The organism is Klebsiella sp. SWET4 (genome assembly GCF_024296565.1).
GTDB lineage: Bacteria > Pseudomonadota > Gammaproteobacteria > Enterobacterales > Enterobacteriaceae > Klebsiella > Klebsiella variicola.
This window is the reverse complement of sequence record NZ_JANCOB010000002.1, coordinates 202,859-228,584: the sequence shown is the minus strand read 5'-3', so window position 1 is coordinate 228,584 and position 25,726 is coordinate 202,859. Positions and strand designations below refer to the sequence as shown.

At 59.2% G+C, this 25,726-nt stretch carries 29 protein-coding genes and 1 riboswitch; of the genes, 15 read left to right on the top strand and 14 right to left on the bottom strand.

Annotation, left to right across the window (positions count from 1 at the left end):
- Positions 1 to 69: 69 nt before the first annotated feature.
- Genes parE through nudF form a run of 5 tightly spaced genes read right to left on the bottom strand, consistent with a single transcriptional unit; the run spans position 70 to position 4,474 of the window.
- Positions 70 to 1,965 (bottom strand): DNA topoisomerase IV subunit B, encoded by a 1,896-nt coding sequence (gene parE, locus NKJ21_RS07915; protein ID WP_008806513.1) that lies wholly within the window; start codon positions 1,963 to 1,965, stop codon positions 70 to 72.
- 30 nt (positions 1,966 to 1,995) lie between these two features.
- Positions 1,996 to 2,571 (bottom strand): esterase YqiA, encoded by a 576-nt coding sequence (gene yqiA / locus NKJ21_RS07910; protein WP_008806514.1) that lies wholly within the window; start codon positions 2,569 to 2,571, stop codon positions 1,996 to 1,998.
- Positions 2,571 to 3,398: a 3',5'-cyclic-AMP phosphodiesterase gene (gene cpdA, locus NKJ21_RS07905; RefSeq protein ID WP_008806515.1), complete on the bottom strand. Its 828-nt coding sequence runs from the start codon at positions 3,396 to 3,398 to the stop codon at positions 2,571 to 2,573. The genes yqiA and cpdA overlap by 1 nt, the downstream gene beginning before the upstream one ends.
- Before the next feature lie 24 nt (positions 3,399 to 3,422).
- A complete protein-coding gene (locus NKJ21_RS07900) occupies positions 3,423 to 3,845 on the bottom strand; it encodes a DUF1249 family protein (protein WP_002916847.1) in 423 nt (140 codons plus the stop codon).
- Positions 3,842 to 4,474 (bottom strand): ADP-ribose diphosphatase, encoded by a 633-nt coding sequence (gene nudF / locus NKJ21_RS07895; protein ID WP_008806516.1) that lies wholly within the window; start codon positions 4,472 to 4,474, stop codon positions 3,842 to 3,844. Before nudF ends, NKJ21_RS07900 begins: the two co-directional genes overlap by 4 nt.
- A 196-nt stretch (positions 4,475 to 4,670) precedes the next feature.
- Between nudF and tolC the strand changes: the two genes are divergently transcribed.
- The 3 genes from tolC (at position 4,671) to NKJ21_RS07880 (ending at position 8,148) form a co-directional block, all read left to right on the top strand.
- Positions 4,671 to 6,143 (top strand): outer membrane channel protein TolC, encoded by a 1,473-nt coding sequence (tolC, locus tag NKJ21_RS07890; RefSeq protein WP_008806517.1) that lies wholly within the window; start codon positions 4,671 to 4,673, stop codon positions 6,141 to 6,143.
- A 167-nt stretch (positions 6,144 to 6,310) separates the two neighbouring features.
- A complete protein-coding gene (locus tag NKJ21_RS07885) occupies positions 6,311 to 6,982 on the top strand; it encodes a DUF1190 family protein (protein ID WP_008806518.1) in 672 nt (223 codons plus the stop codon).
- Between the two features lie 5 nt (positions 6,983 to 6,987).
- Positions 6,988 to 8,148 carry a glutathionylspermidine synthase family protein gene (locus tag NKJ21_RS07880; RefSeq protein ID WP_117108848.1) on the top strand — a complete coding sequence of 387 codons (1,161 nt, stop codon included), beginning with the start codon at positions 6,988 to 6,990 and terminating at the stop codon, positions 8,146 to 8,148.
- Between the two features lie 40 nt (positions 8,149 to 8,188).
- Here the strand turns inward: NKJ21_RS07880 and ygiD are convergent, their stop codons facing one another.
- A complete protein-coding gene (gene ygiD / locus NKJ21_RS07875) occupies positions 8,189 to 8,980 on the bottom strand; it encodes a 4,5-DOPA dioxygenase extradiol (RefSeq protein ID WP_008806520.1) in 792 nt (263 codons plus the stop codon).
- A 186-nt stretch (positions 8,981 to 9,166) separates the two neighbouring features.
- Here ygiD and zupT point away from each other — a divergent pair, with 186 nt between their 5' ends.
- Positions 9,167 to 9,937: a zinc transporter ZupT gene (gene zupT / locus NKJ21_RS07870; protein ID WP_008806521.1), complete on the top strand. Its 771-nt coding sequence runs from the start codon at positions 9,167 to 9,169 to the stop codon at positions 9,935 to 9,937.
- A 61-nt stretch (positions 9,938 to 9,998) separates the two neighbouring features.
- Here zupT and ribB read toward each other — a convergent pair whose 3' ends face one another.
- The gene (gene ribB, locus NKJ21_RS07865; RefSeq protein WP_004174356.1) at positions 9,999 to 10,652 is read right to left on the bottom strand and encodes a 3,4-dihydroxy-2-butanone-4-phosphate synthase; all 654 of its coding nucleotides are present in this window, start codon (positions 10,650 to 10,652) and stop codon (positions 9,999 to 10,001) included.
- A gap of 105 nt (positions 10,653 to 10,757) precedes the next feature.
- Positions 10,758 to 10,909: riboswitch (FMN riboswitch) on the bottom strand.
- Between the two features lie 120 nt (positions 10,910 to 11,029).
- Between ribB and NKJ21_RS07860 the strand changes: the two genes are divergently transcribed.
- Positions 11,030 to 11,302 (top strand): accessory factor UbiK family protein, encoded by a 273-nt coding sequence (locus NKJ21_RS07860; protein WP_008806522.1) that lies wholly within the window; start codon positions 11,030 to 11,032, stop codon positions 11,300 to 11,302.
- 35 nt (positions 11,303 to 11,337) lie between these two features.
- Here NKJ21_RS07860 and glgS read toward each other — a convergent pair whose 3' ends face one another.
- Positions 11,338 to 11,535 carry a cell surface composition regulator GlgS gene (gene glgS / locus NKJ21_RS07855; protein WP_004205248.1) on the bottom strand — a complete coding sequence of 66 codons (198 nt, stop codon included), beginning with the start codon at positions 11,533 to 11,535 and terminating at the stop codon, positions 11,338 to 11,340.
- Here glgS and NKJ21_RS07850 point away from each other — a divergent pair.
- Positions 11,527 to 11,676, top strand: coding sequence for a hypothetical protein (locus tag NKJ21_RS07850; protein WP_004144536.1), 150 nt, complete (start codon positions 11,527 to 11,529; stop codon positions 11,674 to 11,676). The genes glgS and NKJ21_RS07850 overlap by 9 nt on opposite strands.
- 77 nt (positions 11,677 to 11,753) lie before the next feature.
- Here the strand turns inward: NKJ21_RS07850 and hldE are convergent, their stop codons facing one another.
- The 3 genes from hldE to NKJ21_RS07835 are packed head-to-tail and all read right to left on the bottom strand — an operon-like array spanning position 11,754 to position 17,402.
- Complete coding sequence (hldE, locus tag NKJ21_RS07845) at positions 11,754 to 13,187, bottom strand: bifunctional D-glycero-beta-D-manno-heptose-7-phosphate kinase/D-glycero-beta-D-manno-heptose 1-phosphate adenylyltransferase HldE (RefSeq protein ID WP_012540541.1); 1,434 nt, start codon at positions 13,185 to 13,187, stop codon at positions 11,754 to 11,756.
- Between the two features lie 58 nt (positions 13,188 to 13,245).
- A complete protein-coding gene (glnE, locus tag NKJ21_RS07840) occupies positions 13,246 to 16,083 on the bottom strand; it encodes a bifunctional [glutamate--ammonia ligase]-adenylyl-L-tyrosine phosphorylase/[glutamate--ammonia-ligase] adenylyltransferase (protein WP_162823120.1) in 2,838 nt (945 codons plus the stop codon).
- Between the two features lie 20 nt (positions 16,084 to 16,103).
- The gene (locus tag NKJ21_RS07835; RefSeq protein WP_008806526.1) at positions 16,104 to 17,402 is read right to left on the bottom strand and encodes an inorganic triphosphatase; all 1,299 of its coding nucleotides are present in this window, start codon (positions 17,400 to 17,402) and stop codon (positions 16,104 to 16,106) included.
- Positions 17,403 to 17,616: 214 nt separating this feature from the next.
- Here NKJ21_RS07835 and NKJ21_RS07830 point away from each other — a divergent pair, with 214 nt between their 5' ends.
- The gene (locus NKJ21_RS07830; protein WP_008806527.1) at positions 17,617 to 18,237 is read left to right on the top strand and encodes a TIGR04211 family SH3 domain-containing protein; all 621 of its coding nucleotides are present in this window, start codon (positions 17,617 to 17,619) and stop codon (positions 18,235 to 18,237) included.
- A gap of 61 nt (positions 18,238 to 18,298) precedes the next feature.
- Positions 18,299 to 19,540: a multifunctional CCA addition/repair protein gene (locus NKJ21_RS07825; RefSeq protein ID WP_016161843.1), complete on the top strand. Its 1,242-nt coding sequence runs from the start codon at positions 18,299 to 18,301 to the stop codon at positions 19,538 to 19,540.
- An 11-nt stretch (positions 19,541 to 19,551) separates the two neighbouring features.
- Here NKJ21_RS07825 and bacA read toward each other — a convergent pair whose 3' ends face one another.
- Together bacA and folB are read right to left on the bottom strand one after the other, a co-directional pair.
- On the bottom strand, positions 19,552 to 20,373 hold the full coding sequence (gene bacA / locus NKJ21_RS07820; protein ID WP_032733825.1) for an undecaprenyl-diphosphate phosphatase: 822 nt from the start codon (positions 20,371 to 20,373) through the stop codon (positions 19,552 to 19,554).
- A 198-nt stretch (positions 20,374 to 20,571) separates the two neighbouring features.
- The gene (gene folB / locus NKJ21_RS07815) at positions 20,572 to 20,955 is read right to left on the bottom strand and encodes a bifunctional dihydroneopterin aldolase/7,8-dihydroneopterin epimerase (protein ID WP_004150923.1); all 384 of its coding nucleotides are present in this window, start codon (positions 20,953 to 20,955) and stop codon (positions 20,572 to 20,574) included.
- Positions 20,956 to 21,062: 107 nt separating this feature from the next.
- Here folB and plsY point away from each other — a divergent pair, with 107 nt between their 5' ends.
- Together plsY and NKJ21_RS27770 are read left to right on the top strand one after the other, a co-directional pair.
- Complete coding sequence (gene plsY, locus NKJ21_RS07810; RefSeq protein WP_008806530.1) at positions 21,063 to 21,680, top strand: glycerol-3-phosphate 1-O-acyltransferase PlsY; 618 nt, start codon at positions 21,063 to 21,065, stop codon at positions 21,678 to 21,680.
- A gap of 155 nt (positions 21,681 to 21,835) precedes the next feature.
- Positions 21,836 to 21,931 (top strand): hypothetical protein, encoded by a 96-nt coding sequence (locus tag NKJ21_RS27770; protein ID WP_046881937.1) that lies wholly within the window; start codon positions 21,836 to 21,838, stop codon positions 21,929 to 21,931.
- Positions 21,932 to 21,941: 10 nt separating this feature from the next.
- On the opposite strand, the gene NKJ21_RS07805 is transcribed toward NKJ21_RS27770, so the two are convergent.
- A complete protein-coding gene (locus NKJ21_RS07805; RefSeq protein ID WP_012540536.1) occupies positions 21,942 to 22,088 on the bottom strand; it encodes a hypothetical protein in 147 nt (48 codons plus the stop codon).
- Between NKJ21_RS07805 and NKJ21_RS07800 the strand changes: the two genes are divergently transcribed.
- From NKJ21_RS07800 to ureE, 5 genes are read left to right on the top strand one after another with little or no spacing between them, the layout of a single operon-like run.
- Positions 22,078 to 22,902: an urease accessory protein UreD gene (locus tag NKJ21_RS07800; protein WP_012540535.1), complete on the top strand. Its 825-nt coding sequence runs from the start codon at positions 22,078 to 22,080 to the stop codon at positions 22,900 to 22,902. The two genes, NKJ21_RS07805 and NKJ21_RS07800, sit on opposite strands and share 11 nt — an antisense overlap.
- Before the next feature lie 9 nt (positions 22,903 to 22,911).
- Positions 22,912 to 23,214 (top strand): urease subunit gamma, encoded by a 303-nt coding sequence (locus NKJ21_RS07795; protein ID WP_002916871.1) that lies wholly within the window; start codon positions 22,912 to 22,914, stop codon positions 23,212 to 23,214.
- Positions 23,215 to 23,223: 9 nt separating this feature from the next.
- Positions 23,224 to 23,544 (top strand): urease subunit beta, encoded by a 321-nt coding sequence (locus tag NKJ21_RS07790; RefSeq protein WP_040968874.1) that lies wholly within the window; start codon positions 23,224 to 23,226, stop codon positions 23,542 to 23,544.
- Entirely contained in the window at positions 23,537 to 25,240 is a 1,704-nt protein-coding gene (gene ureC / locus NKJ21_RS07785; RefSeq protein ID WP_008806533.1) for an urease subunit alpha, read from the top strand. The genes NKJ21_RS07790 and ureC overlap by 8 nt, the downstream gene beginning before the upstream one ends.
- Positions 25,241 to 25,249: 9 nt before the next feature.
- A complete protein-coding gene (gene ureE, locus NKJ21_RS07780; RefSeq protein ID WP_008806534.1) occupies positions 25,250 to 25,726 on the top strand; it encodes an urease accessory protein UreE in 477 nt (158 codons plus the stop codon).

The following is a 25,726-nucleotide window of genomic DNA, read 5'->3' as shown; positions in this document are numbered from 1 at the left end:
CGCCGACGCAGTCGTGAAATGAAAAAGGGAGCCTGAGGCTCCCTTTTACGTCAGGCGCAGCGTACAGACTTACACTTCCAGATCCGCCATATCGCCCTTCTCCTGCAGCCAGTTGCGACGGTCTTCGGAACGCTTCTTGGCCAGCAGCATGTCCATCATCGCCGTGGTCTGCTGCTCATCCTCATCGCTGATCACCAGTTGCACCAGCCGGCGGGTATTCGGATCAAGCGTGGTTTCCCGCAGCTGCATTGGGTTCATCTCACCCAGACCTTTAAAGCGCTGGACGTTTGGCTTGCCCTTCTTACGCTTCAGCTGCTCCAGCACGCCGGTTTTTTCTTCTTCCGTCAGCGCGTAGTAGACCTCTTTACCGAGATCGATACGGTACAGCGGCGGCAGCGCCACGTAGACGTGCCCCTCTTTCACCAGGGTACGGAAATGTCTCACAAACAGCGCGCACAGCAGGGTGGCAATGTGCAGGCCATCGGAATCGGCATCCGCCAGAATACAAATTTTGCCGTAGCGCAGCTGGCTTAAATCATCGCTATCCGGGTCAATACCAATCGCCACCGAAATGTCGTGCACTTCTTGCGAAGCTAACACTTCATCGGACGAGACTTCCCAGGTATTCAGGATCTTGCCTTTCAGCGGCATGATCGCCTGATATTCGCGATCGCGCGCCTGCTTGGCTGAACCGCCCGCCGAGTCCCCTTCGACGAGGAACAGCTCGGTGCGGTTCAGGTCCTGGGCGGTGCAGTCTGCCAGCTTACCCGGCAATGCCGGACCGCTGGTCAGCTTTTTACGCACCACTTTCTTGGCGGCGCGCAGACGACGCTGGGCGCTGGAGATAGCCATCTCCGCCAGCAGTTCGGCAGCCTGTACGTTCTGGTTCAGCCACAGACTGAAGGCATCTTTCACCACGCCGGAGACGAACGCCGCGCACTGGCGCGACGACAGACGCTCTTTGGTTTGCCCGGCGAACTGCGGATCCTGCATTTTCACCGACAGCACGTAGGCGCAGCGATCCCAGATATCTTCCGCTGACAGCTTCACGCCGCGCGGCAGGATATTACGATATTCGCAGAACTCGCGCATCGCATCCAGCAGTCCCTGACGCAGACCGTTAACGTGCGTCCCGCCCTGCATGGTCGGGATCAGGTTGACGTAGCTTTCGGTCAGCAATTCGCCGCCTTCCGGCAGCCACAGCAGCGCCCAGTCCACGGCTTCCGTCTCGCCGGAGAAGGTGCCGACGAACGGTTTTTCCGGCAGCAGCGGCAGGCCGTTTACGGCTTCGCACAGGTAGTCGTTAAGGCCATCGGCATAGCACCAGCGCTGCTCGCTGTCGTTGACCTGATCGCGAAACACGATTTCCACGCCGGGACACAGCACCGCTTTCGCTTTTAACAGATGGGTCAAACGCGAAACGGAGAAACGCGGGCTGTCGAAGAAGCTTTCGTCCGGCCAGAAATGGACGCTGGTCCCGGTATTGCGTTTGCCACAGGTACCGGTGACGTGCAGATCTTCTACTTTTTCACCGTTTTCAAAGGCGATGCTGTAGACCTGACCGTCGCGACGAACCGTTACCTCTACGCGTTTTGACAGGGCGTTGACCACCGAGATCCCCACCCCGTGCAGGCCGCCGGAAAACTGGTAGTTTTTGTTGGAAAACTTACCGCCCGCGTGCAGTCGGCAGAGGATCAGCTCAACCGCCGGCACCCCTTCTTCCGGGTGAATGTCGACCGGCATGCCGCGCCCGTCGTCAATGACTTCCAGGGACTGGTCGGCATGAAGGATAACTTCCACGCGTTTGGCGTGGCCTGCCAGCGCTTCATCGACACTGTTATCAATAACTTCCTGACCAAGATGGTTAGGACGGGTGGTGTCGGTATACATGCCCGGACGGCGGCGCACCGGCTCTAGCCCGGTGAGTACCTCAATGGCATCAGCGTTATATGAAGATTGCGTCATGGTGTGTATTCGTAGGTCGTTCAGGGCCGTTTAGCACAGGCCGAGAAATTCGATAATCTGAGTGAAATGATCGTCAAAGCCGACAAATGCGTGATTACCGCCCTCCTCCACCGTTTGCCGGCAGGAGGCGTAGTAATGAACGGCCTGGCGGTAATCAAGCACTTCATCCCCGGTCTGCTGCAGCAGCCAGAGTAAATCCGGCGCTTCAAGCGGGTCGATTTGCATGACCTTGAGATCGTAAATATGGCGAGACTCTAGCACATATTGCTGCCCGGTGTATGGATTCTCATTGTGGCCGAGAAAATTGTTCAGCAGTTCAAACGGGCGCACCGCCGGGTTGACGACCACCGCCGGCACCATAAAGCACTGCGACAGCCAGGTCGCGTAGTAGCCGCCCAGCGACGACCCCACAACCCCGAGTGGCTCGCCGCCATGCTCCAGCACAATGGATTCCAGCAGCTCTGCCGTTTCAGCCGGATAAGGCGGCAGCTCCGGTACCACCATGGTGATGTCGGGGTGCTGCTGCGACAGCCAGGTCTTTAACGCCATCGCCTTCGCCGAGCGCGGGGAACTGTTAAAGCCGTGCAGATAAAGAAGCGTCGCCATCAGTAGCCTTCTGAAGCAATATCCGGGTGGAACTCGGCGCCTTCCAGGCGGCACACTTCGGTGGTCAGCGTCCCGTCAGGATGCAGCTCCAGCCAGCGCCAGCCGGGTGAGACGGTATCCAGAGTGAAATTGGCGCAGTGTGGTTTGAACTGGACGCAGGTCGACGGCGTCGCCATCATACGCCGGCCATTCCAGTCCAGATCCAGTTCCTGATGAATATGGCCGCACAGCAGATGTCTCACCCGCGGCCAGGCGCTCAGCGCGCGGTCCAGCGCGCCAGCGTTGCGCAGGCTGTGTTGGTCCAGCCAGCTACAGCCAGCAGGCAGCGGATGGTGGTGCAGCAGGAGTAAGGTATAACGCTCCGGCGCTTCTGCCAGCTTGTGTTCGAGCCACTCCAGCTGGAAGTCGCTCAGCTCGCCATGGGGAACGCCAAACACCTGGCTGTCCAGCAGCAGGATCTGCCAGTGGTCACCGAGAAACACGCGCTTGGCGGGTGAAATGCCTGACGCCTGCAGCGTACTGTACATCGCCGGCTGGAAATCATGGTTACCCGGTAGCCAGACGCAGGGTGCAGCAAAACTCGCGATACCCTCAGCAAAATGCTGATAGGCCGCGGAGGAGTGGTCCTGCGCCAGATCGCCTGTTGCGACAATCAGATCGCATGGACGCTGTGAGGCATGAATAGCCGACAGTACGGCCTGATAACTTTCCCAGGTATTAATGCCTAACAACGTTTCATGTTTTTCAGCAAACAGGTGAGTATCAGTAATTTGTAAGATCCTGACTCTGGCCTCACCAGCCAGAGGTAGGTTTAACAGGCTTTCCAAATGGTGTCCTTAGGTTTAACGACGCTAACAAACCGGAATCGCCATCGCTCCATGTGCTAAACAGTAACGCAGCCAGTCGGCCAGAAACTGGTTAATTTGATGCTTTTCGTCGCGTTGATGCAACTTTTTATTAGGATAATCATACCGCGCTTTGAAGCGAAAGATCTGCTGACTCGAACACACTTCGGCCACCATGGCGTCATGGTAGAGGCGAACGGTCATCGACGGCAGGCTCCAGTAGCTTACCGCAGGCAGAGTCTGTTCTATCGCCACCAGAGTAGTGTAGCGGGTCGATTCAACTATCGTTAACCGATACTGCGCGCTTCCCACCTGATAACTTACCTTCTCACCCGCTGCATCCGTTCGCGGCAACAGGCGGCGCAACTGCGCGAAGTTGGTCTCGCACAGGCGCATCATCTCAGGGAAGTCAGGTGTATAACGCTTCATTTTGTCCACTCGTTTCGTAAATTGTGATAATGCAATTGCAGCCATTGCAAGGCGATGACAGAGGCTGCGTTATCGATTTTCCCCTCTTCTACCCACTGGTAAGCCTGTTCCCGGCTCACCACATGCACCCGAATATCCTCGTTTTCCTCGGCCAGGCCATGAATGCCTTTCGCCGTGGATGCATCAACTTCTCCCACCAGGATCGATAACCGTTCGCTGGTGCCGCCAGGACTGGCCAGATAGCTTAATATTGGTTTCGTCCGCCCAACTTCAAGTCCGGCCTCCTCCAGCGCTTCCCGACGGGCAACGTCTTCCACCGTTTCCCCCGCTTCGATCATGCCGGCGACCATTTCGAGCAGCCACGGGCTCTCGCTGGTATCATAGGCGGCAATACGGATTTGTTCGACGAGCACCACTTCGTCCCGCACCGGGTCAAAGGGTAGCAAGACGGCGGCATGCCCGCGCTCAAAAATTTCACGGGTGACTTCGCCGCTCATGCCGCCGTTAAACAGGCGGTGGCGAAAACGGTATAAATCGAGCGAAAAAAAACCACGATACAGCGTTTCGCGTGCAATAATTTCTACATCATTTTTGAAGAAGGTAATTCCCTGCTGAATGGGTTTGCTCATTGTCATGTCCTGCTAATCCGAAATTAGGGATTTCCAGACCGTTTGGCTACCGTTTTACGGTCCGTATGTTAGATTGGTGCAAATTACCGCCGGATGGCACGTAACGCCAACTTTTTACGGCGGCAGAATCGATACAATCAGCGGAATTTTTCTTAGAATTAGACCAGCGCTAAATGCTTCACAACAAGGAATGCAAATGAAGAAATTGCTCCCCATTCTTATCGGCCTGAGCCTGACCGGGTTCAGCGCCATGAGCCAGGCGGAAAACCTGCTTCAGGTTTACCAGCAGGCGCGCATCAGCAACCCCGATCTGCGTAAATCGGCAGCCGATCGTGACGCCGCGTTCGAAAAGATCAATGAAGCGCGCAGTCCATTACTGCCTCAGCTTGGGCTGGGAGCGGATTATACCTATAACAATGGCTATCGCGACAGCAACGGCATCAATTCAAACGTCACCAGCGGCTCGCTGCAGTTAACGCAGGTTCTGTTTGATATGTCGAAATGGCGCGCCCTGACGCTGCAGGAAAAAACGGCAGGCATTCAGGATGTCACGTATCAGACCGATCAGCAAACGCTGATTCTGAATACCGCGACGGCCTATTTTAAAGTGCTGGCCGCCATCGACACGCTCTCCTATACCGAAGCGCAGAAACAGGCCATTTACCGCCAGTTGGATCAAACTACACAGCGCTTTAACGTAGGCCTGGTGGCGATCACTGACGTACAGAACGCCCGTTCACAATACGACGCCGTGCTGGCGAACGAAGTCACCGCGCGTAACGATCTCGACAACGCCGTCGAAGAACTGCGCCAGGTCACCGGTAACTACTATCCGGAGCTGGCCTCGCTGAATGTGAATGGCTTCAAAACCAACAAGCCGCAGGCGGTCAACGCCCTGCTGAAGGAAGCGGAGAACCGCAACCTGTCGCTGCTGCAGGCGCGTCTGAACCAGGACCTGGCTCGCGAGCAGATTCGCCAGGCGCAGGACGGGCATTTGCCGACGCTCAGCCTATCCGCGTCGAGTGGGGTATCGAATACTAGCTACAGTGGTTCAAAAACCCATAATAATCCTCAGCAATACCAGGATAACGATGCCGGGCAGAACCAAATCGGCCTGAACTTCTCTCTGCCACTGTATCAGGGTGGCGCGGTGACCTCGCAGGTCAAACAGGCGCAATACAACTTCGTTGGCGCCAGCGAGCAGTTGGAAAGCGCCCACCGCAGCGTCGTGCAGACTGTACGTTCGTCGTTTAACAACGTGAACGCCTCCATCAGCAGCATCAATGCCTACAAACAGGCGGTGGTCTCTGCGCAAAGCTCCCTGGATGCGATGGAAGCAGGCTACTCGGTGGGTACGCGTACCATCGTTGACGTCCTCGACGCCACCACCACGCTGTATAACGCCAAGCAGCAGCTCTCCAATGCGCGCTATAACTACCTGATCAACGAGCTGAACATTAAGTCGGCGTTAGGTACCCTGAACGAGCAGGATCTGGTCGCCCTGAACAACACGCTGGGCAAACCGATCCCCACCTCCGCAGACAGCGTCGCTCCGGAAAATCCACAGCAGGATGCCACCGCCGATGGCTACGGCAACACTACCGCAGCGGTGAAACCGGCGTCCGCACGGACCACCCAGAGCAGCGGCAGCAATCCGTTCCGTCAGTAATACCCATACTGTGACGCGCATCGCCTGTCCGTCGGACAGGCGATGCGTTAAACGTAAGGCAACGTAAAGATCCCCCGCTTAGCGCCCCTCTTCGCTTCATTTTCCACCACTCATCCTCTATCCTGAGCGTTAACACACGCCATACCACTGGGTCCTGGAAGACAAATATGAAACGGACAAAAAAAATTAATCATTCGTCGTTCCGCAAAAGCTGGAGCGCACGCCATCTGACGCCGGTCGCGCTGGCCGTCACCGCGGTCTTTATGCTTGCCGGTTGTGAAAAAAGCGATGAAACGGTGTCGCTATACCAGAACGCCGATGACTGCTCCGCCGCCAATCCGGGCAAAGCAGCCGAGTGCACCACGGCTTACACCAACGCGGTAAAAGAGGCAGAACGCACCGCGCCGAAATATGCCACCCGGGAAGACTGCGTCGCCGAGTTTGGCGAAGGCCAGTGCCAGCAGACGCCAGCCCAGGCGGGCGTCGCCCCGGAAAACCAGGCGCAGGCGCAAAGCAGCGGCAGCTTCTGGATGCCGCTGATGGCCGGCTATATGATGGGCCGCCTGATGGGCGGCGGCATGGCGCAACAGCAGCCGCTGTTCAGCTCGAAAAACCCGGCCAGCCCGGCCTATGGTCAATACACCGATGCGAGCGGCAAGAGCTATGGCGCCGCCCAGCCGGGTCGCACCATGAACGTGCCGAAAACCGCGATGGCGCCGAAGCCAGCAACTACCACCACCGTTACCCGCGGTGGTTTTGGCGAGTCGGTGGCGAAGCAGTCGACTATGCAGCGTAGCGCCGCAGGCTCAACGTCCTCTTCTCGCTCGATGGGCGGCTAACTCACATGGAAAGAGTCAGTATTACCGAGCGCCCGGACTGGCGTGAGAAAGCGACCGAGTACGGTTTCAACTTCCACACCATGTACGGCGAGCCCTACTGGAGCGAAGAGGCGTATTACAAGCTGACCCTCGCGCAGGTGGAAAAACTGGAGGAAGTCACCGCCGAGCTGCATCAAATGTGCCTCCAGGTGGTGGAGAAAGTGATCGCCAGCGATGAGCTGATGACTAAATTCCGCATCCCTAAACACACCTGGGGCTTTGTGCGCCAGTCGTGGAAAACCAACCAGCCGTCGCTCTACTCGCGTCTCGACCTGGCCTGGGATGGCGTCGGCGAACCGAAGCTGCTGGAGAACAATGCCGACACCCCGACCTCGCTGTATGAAGCGGCCTTCTTCCAGTGGATCTGGCTGGAAGACCAGCTCAACGCCGGCAAGCTGCCGGCGGGCAGCGACCAGTTCAATAGTTTGCAGGAAAAGCTCATCGATCGCTTCGACGAGCTGCGCGAGCAGTTTGGCTTCCAGCTGCTGCATATGGCCTGCTGCCGCGATACCGTTGAAGATCGCGGCACCGTGCAGTATCTGCAGGACTGCGCCGCGGAAGCAGGCCTGGCGACGGAATTCCTCTATATCGAAGATATCGGTCTGGGCGAAAAAGGTCAGTTTACCGATCTGCATGATCAGGTGATTGGTAACCTGTTCAAGCTCTATCCGTGGGAGTTTATGCTGCGGGAGATGTTCTCCACCAAGCTGGAAGACGCCGGCGTGCGCTGGCTGGAGCCCGCGTGGAAAAGCATTATCTCCAACAAAGCGTTGCTGCCGATGCTGTGGGAAATGTTCCCCAATCACCCGAATCTGCTGGCGGCCTACTTCAGCGAAGATGCCCACCCGGAGATGGAGAAGTATGTCATTAAGCCGATCTTCTCCCGTGAAGGGGCCAACGTCTCCATTGTTGAGCAGGGCAAGGTCGTGGAGTCGGTGGAAGGTCCGTACGGGGAAGAAGGAACCATCGTGCAGGAGTTTTACCCCCTGCCGAAGTTTGGTGACAGCTACACGCTGATTGGCAGCTGGCTCATCAACGATCAGCCCGCCGGGATCGGCATTCGCGAAGATCGGGCGCTGATCACTCAGGATCTGTCGCGCTTCTATCCGCACATTTTCGTCGAATAATGTCGCGCTCCGGCGACGATATCACCGGAGCGCACTATCATCAGGCGCCAACCACCACCGACAGCATACTCAGCGAGCCCATCTCGATGCCATCGACCGGGATCGTAATCGCTTCAACACCATCCCACGCCCCCAGGATATATAGCAGCGGCAGGAAATGCTCCGCCGTTGGGTTGGAGAGCGAGCCCCCTTCGTGTGCCAGGTAGTTAACCAGCGGGTGCTGCTCGTCCGGCCCCTGCCATTGCAGATTCGCCTTCACGTAGTTATTGAAGGACTCTGCCCATGGGTACGGCGTGTTCTCGCCGTGCCAGCGGGCGGTGCGCAGGTTATGCACCACGTTGCCGCTGGCCACCAGCATAATGCCTTCATCACGCAGCGAGGCCAGTTTCCGCCCCATTTCAAGATGCCAGGCCGGTGGTTTGGTGCTGTCGATGCTCAACTGAACCATCGGGATATCCGCCTGCGGATACATTTTAATCAGCACGCCCCACGAGCCATGGTCAAATCCCCAGGCCTCTTTGTCGAGAGTGACCGGCACAGGCGAGAGCAGTTCCACCAGTCGTTGCGCCAGCGCCGGAGAGCCCGGCGCCGGATAATGGGTGTCATACAGCGCCTGTGGGAAACCGCCGAAGTCGTGAATGGTCTTCGGGGCCTCCATCGCCGTCACGCCCGTACCGCGCGTGAACCAGTGCGCAGAGACCACCACAATCGCCTTCGGACGCGGCAGGGTTTCGCCCAGGTGAGCCCAGGCGCGAGTATAAATGTTGTCTTCCAGCACGTTCATTGGGCTGCCATGGCCGAGAAACAACGCGGGCATTCGGGTAGGGGACATGATGATATCCTTAGGGTGTCAATGTGATGTGCTCACATTACGCGCTTTTGCGCCAGGATAAACTCAGATAACCATGATGATGATCGTCAGAAAATTTGAATGTAAGTCGCGGTAAAGGGACGTGTCCCGTACGCGCATCCTCAGGCAATATACTCATATGCACTTATTTTCACAGGGAGAGTAGCGATGTCATCACCCTTAATATTGACGCTGTTAGCCGGTAGCGCAACCTTTATTGGCGCCATATTCGGCGTGATTGGTCAGAAACCCTCTAACCGTCTGCTTGGCTTCTCCCTCGGCTTTGCCGCCGGGATCATGCTGTTGATTTCATTGATGGAAATGCTGCCTGCCGCGCTGACCGCCGAAGGCATGTCGCCGCTGCTCGGTTACGGGATGTTTGTCATCGGCCTGCTGGGCTATTTCGGCCTTGACCGCCTGCTGCCGCACGCTCACCCGCAGGATCTGATGACCCCCGCCACGCCGCGTCCACGTAATTTACGTCGCACCGCTATTCTGCTGACGTTGGGTATCAGCCTGCATAACTTCCCGGAAGGGATCGCCACCTATGTCACGGCCAGCAACAACCTGGAACTCGGCATGGGCGTGGCCCTCGCCGTTGCCCTGCACAATATTCCTGAAGGACTGGCCGTTGCCGGGCCAGTGTATGCCGCCACCGGGTCGCGCAGCAAGGCGGTACTCTGGGCCGGGCTTTCCGGCATGGCGGAAATTTTGGGCGGCGTGCTGGCGTGGCTGATTCTGGGGAGTCTGGTCTCACCGCTGGTGATGGGAGCGATCATGGCCGCTGTGGCCGGGATTATGGTGGCACTGTCCGTCGATGAACTGATGCCGCTGGCGAAAGAGATCGATCCGCAAAGCAACCCAAGCTATGGCGTTTTGTGCGGGATGTCGGTCATGGGGCTGAGTCTGGTGGTACTCCAGACGATGGGCATCGGTTAAAGCGCAGAAACAACACAGCCCACTAAGAAGTGGGCTGTGGTCGGGCGTAGCGAACCGCTATTTAGCTGGCTTTACGCTCATGTTCGCGACGATAGGCCACCAGATCTTCAATCGTGACTACCGCCATATTGTGTTGCTGAGCGAACTTGATGCACTCCGGCGCGCGCGCCATGGTGCCATCGTCGTTGGTCAGCTCGCACAGCACGCCTGCGGGTTTAAAGCCAGCCAGGGTCACGAGGTCGATAGTGGCTTCAGTGTGGCCGCCGCGGGTCAGTACGCCACCCGGCTGCGCACGCAGCGGGAAAACGTGGCCAGGACGGTTGAGATCGGAAGGTTTCGCGCCGTCGGCAATGGCCGCGCGGACGGTGGTCACGCGGTCGGCAGCGGAGACGCCGGTGGTCACACCTTCGGCCGCTTCGATGGTCACGGTAAAGCCGGTGCCGTAGGCGCTGGTGTTGTTCTCTACCATCATCGGCAGATCCAGCTGTTTGCGGCGATCTTCGGTCAGGCACAGGCACACAATGCCGCTGCCGTGACGAATGGTCAGCGCCATCTGCTCAACGGTCATGGTTTCGGCGGCGAAGATCATATCGCCTTCGTTTTCACGGTCTTCATCATCAAGCACCATCACGCCGCGGCCTTCGCGCAGGGCGTCCAAAGCGTGTTCCACACGTTCAAAAGCGGTACCAAAAGAAGAAAGGAGCGTCTGATTCATGGTAAAAAAACCTCATTAAAATTATGGTTACCAGAATCAGGGCAGTCTTAGGAGCGCCGGTTTAGCGGCAAAAGTCAACGCGAGCGGGCCTGGGCCCGACTGTGCCGTTACTCTCTCCCATCCGGACTTTAACCGTCGGCCCCGGAATTACACCGGATCTGCTGACCTTCCCGTAGTCACGGGAAGCGCTCGCGGGCTTTCAACGCGATGGTTGATTTACCGCCGGTGGGGAATTTCGCCCCGCCCTGAGAATAAGCGAGATAACTATAACGCTATTGACTATCCTCGGCAATGCATAAGCTTCAAACATTTCTGGTTTATAGGCGGCCTGGTTCGCACTACAATGATCAATCATCCGACCCGAGCAGGAAACCACCATGATTGACCCGAAAAAAATTGAACAAATCGCCCGCCAGGTCCATGAGTCGATGCCAAAAGGACTTCGCGATCTGGGTGAGGATGTTGAGAAGAAAATCCGCCAGGCGCTGCAGTCGCAGCTGACCCGCCTGGATCTGGTCAGCCGCGAAGAGTTTGACGTACAGACTCAGGTTTTGCTGCGGACCCGCGAAAAACTGGCGCTGCTGGAGCAGCGTCTGAATGACCTCGAAAACCGCCAGGCAGCGACGCCTGGCAGCGAAGAGCAGCCGTAAAAAACGGGCCCTCAGGGGCCCGTTTTGCGTTTGGCTTAGTGGGCGGCTTCCGCCGGGCTGTTTACCTGACGACAGTAAAGTTCATAACGCTGGCAAAACCATTCACGATGCTCTTCATCCATATTGCCGACAATAGCCTGAAGATCAACTGGCTGGCCTTGCGCGTGCATTCTGGCGAAACTCCGCGCCAAAAAATCAAAATTCTTCATTGAATACATATCGTTATGGTTCATGCGCATACTCCTTCAGCGGTGGATGTTCTGATCAGTCATATGCCTTTTACTCACTTCAGTATTTACGCTTACCTTAACGCGATTTGTACGAAAAATGCGCTTAACATGATTATTTATTGCGCTAAATCATTTTCCACATGATTAAATAAAAACGGCCCGCGATATCTCCATCGCGGGCCGTGATGCTTCACCGTACAAGCCGGTGAATAGCGAAAAGCTTATTTATCGCTATCTTTTTGTATTTTCTTAATAATATTGGTGGTCGAGCAGCCATCTTCAAAGTTGAGCACCAGCACTTCGCCGCCGTTAGCCCAGACTTCTTCGCTGCCGGCGATCTGTTCCGGCTTATAATCGCCGCCTTTGACCAGCAGGTCCGGCAGGATACCGGCAATCAGCCGCTGCGGGGTGTCTTCCTCGAAGGAGACCACCCAGTCGACGGCCTCCAGCGCCCCCAGCACGATCATCCGCTGCTCCAGCGGGTTCACCGGGCGGGTTTCGCCTTTCAGACGTTTGGTTGAGGCATCGCTGTTGACCGCCACGATCAGACGGTCGCCCAGCTTGCGCGCATTCGCCAGATAGGAGACATGGCCGGCATGCAGAATATCGAAGACCCCGTTGGTCATCACCACTTTCTCACCGCGCTTGCGCGCTGCCGCAACCGCCTGTTTGAGTTCCTCTTCGCTCATCACGCCAAAGCCGGTCTCAGCCCGGCCGCGGACCGCGTTTTCCAGCTCGACAGGAGAAACGGTGGAGGTTCCCAGCTTACCGACCACCACGCCCGCCGCGGCGTTGGCGAAATAGCAGGCCTCTTCCAGGGTGTTGCCGGAGGCCAGGGTCGCCGCCAGCACGCCAATCACCGTGTCGCCGGCGCCGGTGACATCGTACACTTCCTGGGCCTGGGTCGGCATATGCAGCGGCGGACGCCCCGGCTGCAGCAGCGTCATCCCCTGCTCAGAACGCGTCACCAGCAGCGCTGACAGTTCAAATTCGGCGATGAGCTTCATGCCGCGTTCAACGATCTCCGCTTCATCCTGACACTTGCCCACCACCGCTTCAAACTCAGAGAGGTTCGGGGTGAGCAGCGTCGCGCCGCGGTAGCGTTCGAAATCGGTGCCTTTCGGATCGATCAGCACCGGCACGCCCGCTTCACGGGCGAGCTTGATCATCGTCTGGACGCTGGTCAGCGCCCCTTTGGCGTAGTCCGAGAGAACCAGCGCGCCAATGGAGCCCAGCGCCTGCTGAATGCGCTCGTGCATCGGCTGCGGATCCACGCCGGAGAAGCCCTCTTCAAAGTCGAGGCGGATCAGTTGCTGATTGCGCGACAGCACCCGCAGCTTGGTGATGGTCGGGTGAGTCGGGACGGAGACGAAGTCGCACTTCACATTCACATTGGCCAGCGCCTGGCTCAGCGCGCGTGCAGCGTCATCAATCCCGGTCAATCCCACCAGGCGCGACGTTGCCCCCAGGGAGGCGATGTTCATCGCTACGTTTGCCGCGCCGCCAGGACGTTCTTCGATATTTTCCACCTTCACCACCGGCACCGGGGCTTCCGGGGAAATACGACTGGTGGGGCCGTACCAGTAGCGGTCCAGCATCACATCACCCACCACCAACACTCCTGCACGTTCAAACTCCGGCAGCGTTACTTTCATGACTCTCTCCTGCGAGACGCAAACTTTGCGCGCGATAATAGCACACCCGATTTTATAGTTAAGCCATCAGCCACTTCTGCCAGCTGGCGCTGACCTGCTCACGCTCCCGGCTGAAGGCCTCTGGCGCCACGTGTCCCGGCTGCTCCTGCAGGGCCAGGTGATGGAGCGCATCACGCAAGGTGGTGTACGCATGCGTTAAGGCGCGCGCCTCCTCCTCGTCCATGATGTCGTTCTGCGCCAGCAGCTCAAGAATACGCACGTTATCAGACCAGCGGGTCAGCTTCGGCTTGTCACTGGCATAGCGTAGGACCAGATACTGGGTAATAAATTCAATATCGGTGATCCCGCCGGCATCGGCTTTGATATCAAAACGATCGGGATGTTTGTTGCCAAGGTGGGCGCGCATCTTCTCGCGCATCTCGCGAACCTCGGTCTGCAGGGTCGTCCCCTCCCGCGGGGTGGTCAGGATATCGCGACGAATGGCGTCAAAGCGCGCCTGCAGCGCCGGGTCGCCATAGACCACGCGGGCGCGCACCAGCGCCTGATGTTCCCACGTCCAGGCTTCGTTCTGCTGATAGTCAGCAAACGCGTCGGCGGTGGTGACCAGCATCCCCGCCGCGCCAGAAGGACGCAGCCGGGCGTCCACTTCGTAGAGAATACCGGACGAGGTGCGGGTGCTGAACAGGTGCATGATCCGCTGGGCCAGCCGCAGGTAGAACTGACGGCCGTCAATCTCCCGCTCGCCGTCGGTCATCACCTCCGCCGGGCAGTCATGGAGGAACACCAGATCGAGATCGGAGCTGTAGCCCAGCTCCCAGCCGCCGAGCTTACCGTAGCCGACGACAGCGAAGCCGCGACCCTGGCGATCGTGCAGGTGGGTCGGCTGGCCGTAGCGAGCGACCATCTGCCCCCATGCCTGCTGCACCACCGCGTCGAGGATCGCTTCGGCAAGCCAGGTTAAGTGATCGCTGACCTTCATCACCGGCAGGGTGCCAGCGATATCCGCCGCCGCGATATGCAGCTGCTGCGCCTGCTTAAACTGGCGCAACGCCTCCAGCTGCTGCTCTTCATCCTCTTCCGGCACGCGCAGCAGGTACTGGCGCAGCTCGTCGCGATAGGCATCGGTCGCCGTCGGCTGATAGAGAGTGTTGGGATCCAGCAGCTCATCCAGCAGCAGCGGGTGGCGCGCCAGCTGGCTGGCGACCATCGGCGACGCCGCGCAGAGCGTGATCAGGTGCTTCAGCGCGCCGGGGAATTCACTCAGCAGCTCAAGATAGGTGGTACGGGTGACGATCCCGGTCAACAGCGGCGTGATCCGCGCCAGAGGCAGCGGCGCATCGGCGCGCGAGCAGATTTCGCTCAGCAGATGCGGCATCAGCTGATCCAGCACCTGGCGGCCGCGCGGGCCGATGGTGCGCCGATCCAGCTCTTTACGAAAATCGGCAATCAGCGCCAGCACGCTACGGCGGTCGGTATCGTTTAAATGCGCCAGCGCCGGGCTGGCGTCATCTTCTTCCAGCGCATCCTGCCACAGCTCGCGCCAGTACTCGGCCAGTTGCTCATCCGGGGACTGATCCTCATCATCGCCGATCAGCTCATTAAACACTCGCCGCACGTTGGCCATCTGGCTCGCCAGTTGCGCGCTCAGCGTCTCCCAGTCTTCGGTATGCATCCCCCACGCCAGCCTGGCGCGGTTAAGGTCATCCTGCGGCAGGGTCTGGGTCTGTTCATCGTTGATGCTTTGCAACAGGTTTTCCAGCCGGCGCAGGAACAGATAGGCCTCGCGCAGCAGCGCCGCGTCGCCTTCCGGCAGCAGATGTAGCTCATCAATCGCCGCCAGCGTCGGCAGCAGGGCGCGCTGCTGCAGCGCGGGTTCGCGACCACCGCGGATCAGCTGGAAGACCTGAACGATAAACTCAATTTCACGGATCCCGCCGGCGCCGAGCTTGATGTTGTCTTTCAGCCCGCGACGCCGCACTTCGCGGGCGATCATGCCTTTCATGTTACGCAGCGACTGGATCACGCTGAAGTCGATATAACGGCGGAAGACGAAAGGACGGAGCATCGCGCGCAACTCGCTGGCGTACACGCCGTCGTTATCCCCCATGATCCGCGCTTTCACCATCGCATAGCGTTCCCAGTCCCGACCCTGCTCCTGGTAATAATCTTCCAGTGCCGCAAAGCTGAGTACCAGCGGCCCACTGTCGCCAAACGGCCGCAGGCGCATGTCAACCCGATAGACAAAGCCGTCCTGCGTCGGCTGGTCAAGGGCCTTGATCAGCCGCTGCCCCAGACGGGTAAAGAACTGGGCATTATCCAGCTCGCGGCGGCCGCCGCGGGTGGCGCCATGCTCAGGCCAGGCAAAGATCAGATCGATATCGGAAGAGAAGTTCAGCTCGCCGCCGCCCAGCTTTCCCATCCCGAGGATCAGCAGCGGCTGCGGCTGGCCCTCGGCATTGCATGGCGTTCCCCACTCCTTACAGCAGGCGGCGTAGAGCCAGTCGCGGGCGGCGACAATCAGGGTCTCCGCCAGGGCGCTCAGCTGCTGCAGGGTCTCTTCTTCGCTCACCAGCGACAGCGCCTGCGCCCAGGCGATGCGGACCATCATCTGGCGGCGGAAGAGACGCAGCTCTCGCATCAACCCCGCTTCGTCAGTGACGGCCTGCAGGCGATCCTGCAGCCAGGCCTCGTAATGCCGCCACTCTTCCGCCTCCGGCGAGGAGTCCGCAAGCTCATTCAGCCAGCCCGGCTGGGCGATCACACTCTGTTCGACAAAATCGCTGAACGCCATGACCGACCTGGCCTGTGGGCTCAGTTCTGCAATGGGAAAATCCGCTGGCAGACGGTCAGCGACCGTCTGCCAGTGCTGCTGTAATTGCGGAGAAAGCGGCATCATAAGGGCTCCCTGGCCTGAAATTATCGTTTTCCACTATGCAGCCAGAACGGCTCGGCAGCCAGCGCCTGGCGACGGAAATATTCAAAGACGCTGCGATCGTCATGTGCTATTGCACGGTGAAGCTCCTGCCAGTTCTCCAGCCACGGCGCGACGGCGTCGCCATAGGCGCCCGCCAGCAGCTGGACGCTGTCGATGTCACGGGACAGCTTCGGCAACTGGTCGGCGGCATCTTCGACCGCCAGATGCTGCACGGCGCCGCGCAGCTCGGCCGCCACCCGCGAGAGGTTAATATCGGCAAACCGTTTGAACGATCCGGCTATTTTTTTCTCTCCCGCCTCGTTGAGGAACGGACGCCAGCCGCGCTGGACCAGCCATTCGGTCAGGGCCAGTTTGGCGCCGACGACCTCGGTGCGGAATAACGCCTCGTCGGCGGTGTCCGCGGCCAGCAGAACGGCTTCGGCGTCGTTCAGCAACGCGCGGAGCTGGGTGGTCGCCTTACGCGGCACGATGCCGCCGAACAGCACGAGGGTATGGCGCACGCGGGCTAACGCCAGCAGGATTTCCGCTTTGGCTTTCGCATTGCCGCGCAGCCATACTTCGTCGTGATACAGCCAGTGCGCCAGGGCGCTCTCCAGCGCCGCCTCCAGCCCCTGCTCCACGCTGGCCTTCGCCGCCACCGTCAGCACCGTCAGCGAGGTGACGGGACGCTCGCCATTGCCTTGCGCCAGATGATACCCGCGCGCGGCTTTGCTCAGGCTCCCCTGACGCAGGACGCCGCTCTCCAGCAGACGGTGCGCAAGGCGCAGCAGATCGGCAGTCTCCCCGGCAAGCAGCTCCAGCTCCAGTTCGCAGATCGGCTCCTGATGTTCGCCAGCCTTCACTTCGCCGCGATCGAGGGCGATCTCAATCTCACTATTCCCTTCCTGTATCACCCAACGTTCACGGGCAAAATCAGTGCTGAACAGCGGCTGGACATGCTCCGCCAGCGCGGCCGGGAGCTCGCCTTGCGGCCAGACCTCCGCCGGCAGGCGCTCAAGCGCCAGCTCCGGTTTATCCAGTGGGATATTGTATTCCGGACGCTGGTGCAGCCCCCCTACCACCCGGCCGGCAATTTTCAGCGTCATTTCATAACGCCCCTGGTCGCCGCGGATGCGCAGCCCCATATCGTGACGACGCAGCCAGTTATCGGCGGTTTCGTAATAAATGTTCAGTAACTGGCCCGCAGGCGTATGTTTCGCCTCGAGCGCATTGAGCTGCTCGCGCAGCGTCTCTACCCCATTCTGAGCGACGATAAACTTGAGTTCGATTTCTTGAGCCATGACTGAATTCTTCCGCTTCTGTGCTGCGCCGACAAATTGCGGCGAACTTACGACGATATTTTTTGTCAGTAGATAGTATTTTGCGGCGAATCGCCATGCAACGCGCTTTTTGCCGGGCCACCTCCTGGATGATTCCGATTGTGGTGGAAAACTTTGCGTCGCTCTGGCGATGCCTCTACTATCGTTCCACTTTTTATGACCAAACGATGACCTGATGCCAAAATTACGCCTGATTACTTTTACTTTGCTCGCGCTTAGCGCCGCTACGGCGGTTCACGCAGAAGAAAAGCGCTACGTTTCCGATGAGCTGAACACCTGGGTTCGCAGCGGCCCGGGCGATAATTATCGTCTGGTCGGCACCATCAACGCCGGGGAAGAAGTGTCGGTGCTGCAAACGAACGACAGCACCAGTTACGCGCAGGTCCGCGACAGCAATGGCCGTACCGCCTGGATCCCGTTGAAAGAGCTGAGCAATGAGCCCAGCCTGCGCACCCGCGTCCCGGATCTGGAAAACCAGGTCAAAACGCTGACCGATAAGCTGAACAACATCGACGCCACCTGGAACCAGCGCACGGCGGATATGCAGAAGAAAGTCGCCGGCAGCGACAGCGCGATTAACGCGCTGAAGGACGAGAACCAGAAGTTGAAAAACGAGCTGGTGGTCGCGCAGAAGAAGGTGAATGCGGCGAATCTGCAGCTTGATGACAAACAGCGCACCATTATCATGCAGTGGTTCATGTACGGCGGCGGCGTGCTCGGCGTCGGTCTGCTGCTGGGTCTGGTGCTGCCGCATCTGGTGCCAAGCCGCAAACGTAAAGACCGGTGGATGAACTAATTCGTCTTCTCTGCCAGACTTACGTATCATCTTGCGAAAAACAGATACGGGAGAATCGGGCGTGAAGAGCTATCTGGTCGGCGGTGCGGTGCGCGATGCGCTATTAGGGCTGCCGGTCAAAGACCGAGACTGGGTGGTGGTGGGCGCCACCCCGCAACAGATGCTTGACGCGGGCTACCAACAGGTAGGCCGCGACTTTCCCGTGTTCCTCCATCCGCAAAGCCGGGAGGAGTATGCCCTGGCCCGTACCGAGCGCAAATCCGGCGCGGGCTATACCGGTTTTACCTGCTATGCCGCCCCGGACGTGACCCTCGAAGCCGATCTGCTGCGCCGCGACCTGACGGTCAACGCCCTCGCCCAGGATGCCGATGGCACGATCATCGACCCCTACGGCGGGCAAAACGATCTTCGCCTGCGCCTGCTGCGCCATGTCTCTCCCGCCTTTAGCGAAGATCCGCTGCGCGTGCTGCGTGTGGCGCGCTTTGCTGCCCGCTATGCGCATCTGGGCTTTCGCATTGCCGAAGAAACCCAGGCCCTGATGCATGCGATGGTTGAGGCCGGTGAGCTGGCGCATTTAACGCCGGAGCGGGTGTGGAAAGAGACGGAAAGCGCGTTAACCACCCGCAATCCGCAGGTCTTTTTCCAGACGCTGCGCGACTGCCAGGCTCTTAAGGTGCTGTTTCCGGAAATTGACGCGCTATACGGCGTGCCGGCCCCGGCGAAGTGGCACCCGGAAATCGACACCGGCCTGCACACCCTGATGACCGTCACGATGGCCGCGATGCTGTCGCCGGATGTCGACGTGCGTTTCGCCACCCTGTGTCATGACCTCGGTAAAGGACTGACGCCGAAAGCGCTCTGGCCGCGTCACCACGGCCATGGCCCGGCGGGAGTCAAGCTGGTAGAACAGCTCTGCGCGCGTCTGCGGGTGCCAAACGATATCCGCGATCTCGCGAAACTGGTGGCGGAGTACCATGACTTGATCCACACCCTGCCGATCCTGCAGCCGAAAACCCTCGTCAAACTCTTCGACAGCATTGACGCCTGGCGTAAACCGCAGCGCGTGCAGCAGATCGCCCTCACCAGCGAAGCCGACGTCCGCGGACGCACCGGTTTCGAGGCCAGCGATTACCCGCAGGGGCGCCTGCTTCTGGAGGCCTGGGAAGTGGCGCAGTCTGTCTCCACCAAAGAGGTCGTGGCGGCGGGCTTTAAAGGGGCGGAAATTCGCGAAGAGCTGACGCGGCGGAGAATTGCTGCGGTGGCGCAGTGGAAGGAACAGCGTTGCCCCCAGCCGCAAGGCTGAGGGCACTGGTCTTAGAAGAAGACCACGTAAACGGCTGCCGCCACGATAAAGCGGTAGATAGCGAACGGGATAAACGAGATCCGCTTGATCAGCTGCAGGAAGGTTTTAATCGCAATCAGCGCCACGATAAACGCCATCACGAAGCCGACGGCAAACATCGGCACATCGCCCATGTTCAGGAAGCCGATGCTCTTGTAGACGTCCAGCACGGTGGCGCCCATCATCATCGGTACCGCCAGCAGGAAAGAGAACTCCGACGCCGCGTAGCGGCTGACACCCATCAGCATGCCGCCGGAGATAGTCGCCCCCGAGCGCGAGAACCCCGGCCACAGCGCCAGACACTGAAAGCAGCCGATGACAAACGCCTGACGATAGGTCATATCGTCAATCCCGACCGCGCGCGGCTGTTTCGGCTTGAGTACTTCCGCCGCAATCAGCAATACGCCGCCGACAATCAGGGCGTACATCACGTTTACCGGGTTAAATAAGGATTTAATGGTGTCGTGGAAAATCAGCCCCAGCACCACCGCGGGGATCATGCCGAGGAGGATATGGATAAGCGACAAGCGACCGCTGCCTTTGCCTTCATGCTCCGGCGGCTTGCCAAAATGGATGCCGATCAGACCGAACAAACGACGCCAGAACATCACCACCACGGCGAGTATCGAACCTAACTGAATCACCACTTCAAAGGTATTTGCGGTATCACCTTCAAACCCCAGCAGGTGACCAACAATAATCATATGACCGGTACTGGAAACAGGTAAAAACTCTGTCAAACCCTCAACCACACCCAATATTGCCGCCACCAGCAGCGAGTGTATATCGCTCATCCAATTAAACCCTTTAAAAAAGTAAAATGAAAAAAACCAGGAACACATTATCGATCAACAGGCGCAACCCGACAGCCAGAGCGCGCGTAATCCGCAGCGTACAGGAAGTACACACGGATTCGTCCACCGTTCTGGAAGGACATCGCCAGTAAAATTGCCTGATGACCGGATGCTATGACCGGTATAAACGCAATTTGTTTAACAAGTATGACCTGAAAAGTTTTGTTTCAGATTAAGGCCACGTTCAATAATCACACCGACATTTGCCGCGCGGGCTACGGCGCCAGGTTTGCTGACTTTAATACGCACCCATGGCGACTGGAATGTTTCCAGCAGCAGGTCGGCCACTTCTTCCGCCACCCGCTCCACTAACGCGAATTTTCCCCCCTCCACATGCGCGATCACTCGCTCGCTGATATCAGCATAGCTGAGGCAGTCGCTGACATCATCGCTGGCGGCCGCCTTGCGGTTATCCCATGCAATTTCGATATCGAACACCAGCTTCTGCTCAATGGTTTGTTCCCAGTCATAAACACCAATGGTGGTGATTACCGAAAGTTGCTCTATAAATACAATATCCATCACGCCCTGCCTGCTTTTTAGCTAAACCGGATACCACTTCCGGCGAATTATGCGTATTATCCACAGATGCAGAGAATACAACGACATTTTCAAAACGGAACAGCGTTATGAGTGCAATCGCGCCTGGACTGGTACTCCTCGCCTACCTCTGCGGCTCCATTTCCAGCGCCATTCTGGTATGTCGCCTTGCTGGCCTGCCCGACCCACGCGACAGCGGCTCAGGCAACCCCGGGGCCACTAACGTACTACGAATTGGCGGAAAAGGGGCGGCCGTAGCGGTACTTATTTTTGATGTGCTGAAGGGCATGCTCCCGGTGTGGGGCGCCTGGGCGCTGGGCCTTACGCCGTTCTGGCTGGGGTTAGTGGCGATTGCCGCCTGCGTGGGCCATATCTGGCCAGTCTTCTTTCATTTCCGCGGCGGTAAAGGCGTCGCCACGGCCTTCGGCGCTATCGCCCCCATCGGTCTCGATCTGACCGGGGTGATGGCCGGGACCTGGCTGCTGACCATCCTGCTCAGCGGCTACTCATCCCTTGGCGCTATCGTCAGCGCGCTTATCGCGCCTTTCTACGTCTGGTGGTTTAAACCGCAGTACACTTTTCCGGTGTCGATGCTCTCCTGCCTGATCCTCCTGCGCCATCACGACAACATTCAGCGTCTGTGGCGCCGCCAGGAGAGCAAAATCTGGACCCGGATGAAGAAGAAAAAAGCGCCAGAGCAGAAATAATCTCCCCTCCCGGCCCCGTCTGCCGGGAGGATCCCCGGGCCTGTTTGCCCATCTCACCCGCACTTTTGCTCCACGTCGTCATGATACGCGGTAATCGCCGCATCCCCCTTTTATAACAACGCGTTATCGGCAACTAAAAGCAAAAGTTCCGCCGCCTGCTGGCATCGGGGACGGGCCCGCCCTCCCGCCTTATCCGCCGCGGCCAGTCAGCGGATAAGGATATTGACGGCAAAGATTATCCGGGTGAATAATCCGGAGCGGTTATACCGCTTTCCCCTCGCGCCCGTCGCGACGCGCCGGGTAACGAATGACATAAGCGTTTCGTATGACCGGGATAAACTCCCGCCGATCAATACTCATTGCTGCTGTTTTATCTTGATTTTGCAGGGGCGCAACATTGCACGGCACCGTGTTACCACCACTCAAAAAAGGCTGGCAGGCTACGCTGGATCTCCGCTTTCAGCAGGCCGGAGGCAAGACCGTTCTCGCCAGCGCCCAACACGTCGGCCCGCTGACCGTCCAGCGCCCGTTTTACCCGGAAGAAGAGACCTGTCACCTCTATCTGCTTCACCCGCCCGGTGGCATCGTCGGCGGTGATGAGCTGACAATTAGCGCCCACCTTGACCCCGGCTGCCATACGCTGATAACCATGCCTGGCGCCAGCAAGTTTTACCGCAGCAGCGGTGCGCAAGCGCTATTGCGCCAGCAGTTGACCCTCGCCCCGCAGGCGACCCTGGAGTGGCTCCCGCAGGATGCCATCTTCTTTCCCGGGGCCAATGCCCGGCTGTCCACCACCTTTCATCTTTGCGCCTCCAGCACGCTGCTGGCCTGGGATCTGCTCTGCCTTGGCCGCCCGGTGATTGGTGAAACCTTCAGCCACGGCACCCTCAGCAACCGGCTGGAAGTGTGGGTGGATGAGATACCGCTGCTGGTTGAGCGCCTGCACCTGCAGGAGGGAGAGCTGTCCAGCGTCGCCGAATGTCCCTGGGTCGGCACTTTGCTGTGCTATCCGGCTACCGATGCCCTGCTCGACGGGGTGCGCGACGCGCTGGCGCCGCTCGGTCTCTACGCTGGCGCCAGCCTGACCGACCGCCTGCTGACGGTGCGTTTCCTCAGTGACGATAATCTGATTTGCCAACAGGTGATGCGCGACGTCTGGCAGTTTCTGCGCCCTCATCTCACCGGCAAATCCCCCGTACTTCCCCGAATCTGGCTGACTTAAGAGAACGTTATGGAACTGACCCCCCGAGAAAAAGACAAGCTGTTGCTGTTTACCGCCGCGCTGGTGGCGGAACGCCGCCTGGCCCGCGGCCTGAAGCTCAACTATCCGGAGTCCGTGGCCCTCATCAGCGCCTTTATTATGGAAGGCGCCCGCGACGGCAAAAGCGTGGCCTCACTGATGGAGGAAGGCCGTCACGTCCTGACCCGCGAGCAGGTGATGGAGGGCGTCCCGGAAATGATCCCGGATATCCAGGTCGAAGCCACCTTTCCGGACGGTTCGAAGCTGGTCACCGTTCACAACCCGATAATCTGAGGTAGCGCCATGATCCCCGGTGAATATCACGTTAAGCCCGGTCAGATAGGCCTGAATACCGGCCGGGCGACCTGCCGCGTGGTCGTTGAGAACCACGGCGATCGACCGATTCAGGTCGGTTCGCACTACCATTTCGCCGAGGTCAACCCGGCGCTGAAGTTCGACCGTCAGCAGGTCACTGGCTATCGCCTGAATATCCCGGCCGGCACGGCGGTACGTTTTGAACCCGGCCAGAAACGCGAGGTCGAGCTGGTGGCCTTCGCCGGTCACCGCGCTGTCTTCGGCTTCCGCGGCGAGGTCATGGGCCCTCTGGAGGCAAACGATGAGTAATATTTCACGCCAGGCCTATGCCGATATGTTCGGCCCCACCGTCGGCGACAAGGTGCGCCTGGCCGATACCGAGCTGTGGATCGAGGTGGAAGATGATTTGACCACCTACGGAGAAGAGGTCAAATTCGGCGGCGGCAAAGTGATCCGCGACGGGATGGGTCAGGGACAGATGCTGGCCGCCGACTGTGTCGATCTGGTGCTCACCAACGCGCTGATCGTTGATCACTGGGGGATCGTCAAGGCCGATATCGGCGTGAAGGACGGCCGGATCTTCGCCATCGGCAAAGCCGGCAATCCCGATATCCAGCCCAACGTCACCATCCCCATCGGCGCCGCGACGGAAGTGATTGCCGCCGAAGGCAAGATCGTCACCGCCGGCGGGATCGATACCCATATTCACTGGATCTGTCCGCAGCAGGCGGAAGAGGCGCTGGTCTCCGGCGTGACCACCATGGTCGGCGGCGGCACCGGCCCAGCCGCGGGCACCCATGCCACCACCTGCACCCCGGGCCCCTGGTATATCTCACGCATGCTGCAAGCGGCCGACAGCCTGCCGGTCAATATCGGCCTGCTGGGCAAGGGCAACGTTTCTCAGCCGGATGCCCTGCGCGAGCAGGTAGCGGCGGGCGTCATTGGCCTGAAAATTCATGAGGACTGGGGCGCCACCCCGGCGGCGATCGACTGTGCGTTAACCGTCGCCGATGAAATGGACATTCAGGTCGCCCTGCACAGCGACACCCTCAATGAGTCCGGTTTTGTGGAAGATACCCTCGCCGCCATCGGCGGGCGCACTATTCACACCTTCCATACCGAAGGGGCCGGCGGCGGCCATGCGCCGGACATCATCACCGCCTGCGCCCATCCGAACATTTTGCCGTCGTCCACCAACCCAACGCTGCCCTACACCCTCAACACCATCGATGAACATCTCGATATGCTGATGGTCTGCCACCATCTGGACCCGGACATTGCTGAGGACGTGGCCTTTGCCGAATCGCGCATTCGCCGGGAAACCATCGCCGCGGAAGACGTGCTGCACGACCTCGGCGCTTTCTCGCTCACCTCCTCCGATTCGCAGGCCATGGGTCGCGTCGGGGAAGTGGTTCTCCGCACCTGGCAGGTGGCGCATCGCATGAAGGTACAGCGCGGAGCGCTGGCGGAAGAGACCGGGGATAACGACAACTTCCGTGTGAAGCGCTACATCGCCAAATACACTATCAACCCGGCGCTGACCCACGGCATCGCGCACGAAGTCGGATCCATTGAGGTGGGTAAGCTGGCGGACCTCGTGGTTTGGTCACCAGCCTTCTTTGGTGTGAAACCGGCCACCGTGATCAAAGGCGGCATGATCGCCATCGCGCCGATGGGCGATATCAATGCCTCGATTCCGACCCCGCAGCCGGTGCACTACCGTCCGATGTTTGGCGCCCTGGGCAGCGCCCGCCATCACTGCCGCCTCACCTTCCTGTCGCAGGCGGCGGCGGACAACGGCGTTGCCGAACGGCTGAACCTGCGCAGCGCGATCGCCGTGGTAAAAGGCTGCCGTACGGTGCAGAAAGCCGACATGGTGCACAACAGCCTGCAGCCTAACATCACCGTCGACGCGCAGACTTATGAGGTGCGGGTGGATGGCGAACTCATCACCAGCGAGCCGGCAGACGTTCTGCCGATGGCGCAACGATATTTTCTGTTTTAAGGAGAGCGGATGCTTTATTTAACTCAACGTCTGGAGACCCCCGCCGCCGCGACCGCCAGCGTTACGCTGCCGATTGACGTTCGCGTCAAAAGCCGGGTTAAGGTCACCCTCAACGATGGCCGGGAAGCCGGTCTGCTGCTGCCCCGCGGCCTGCTGCTGCGCGGCGGCGATGTGCTCAGCAACGAAGAAGGCACCGAGTTTGTGCAGGTGATTGCCGCTGATGAAGGGGTGTCGGTAGTGCGCTGCGACGATCCGTTTATGCTGGCGAAGGCCTGCTACCACCTCGGCAACCGTCACGTGCCGCTGCAGATCATGCCGGGCGAGCTGCGCTACCATCACGATCACGTGCTGGACGATATGCTGCGCCAGTTCGGCCTGACGGTGACCTTTGGCCAGCTGCCGTTCGAGCCGGAAGCCGGCGCTTACGCCAGCGAAAGCCACGGTCATCATCATGCTCATCATGCCCACCACGCTCACAGCCACTAG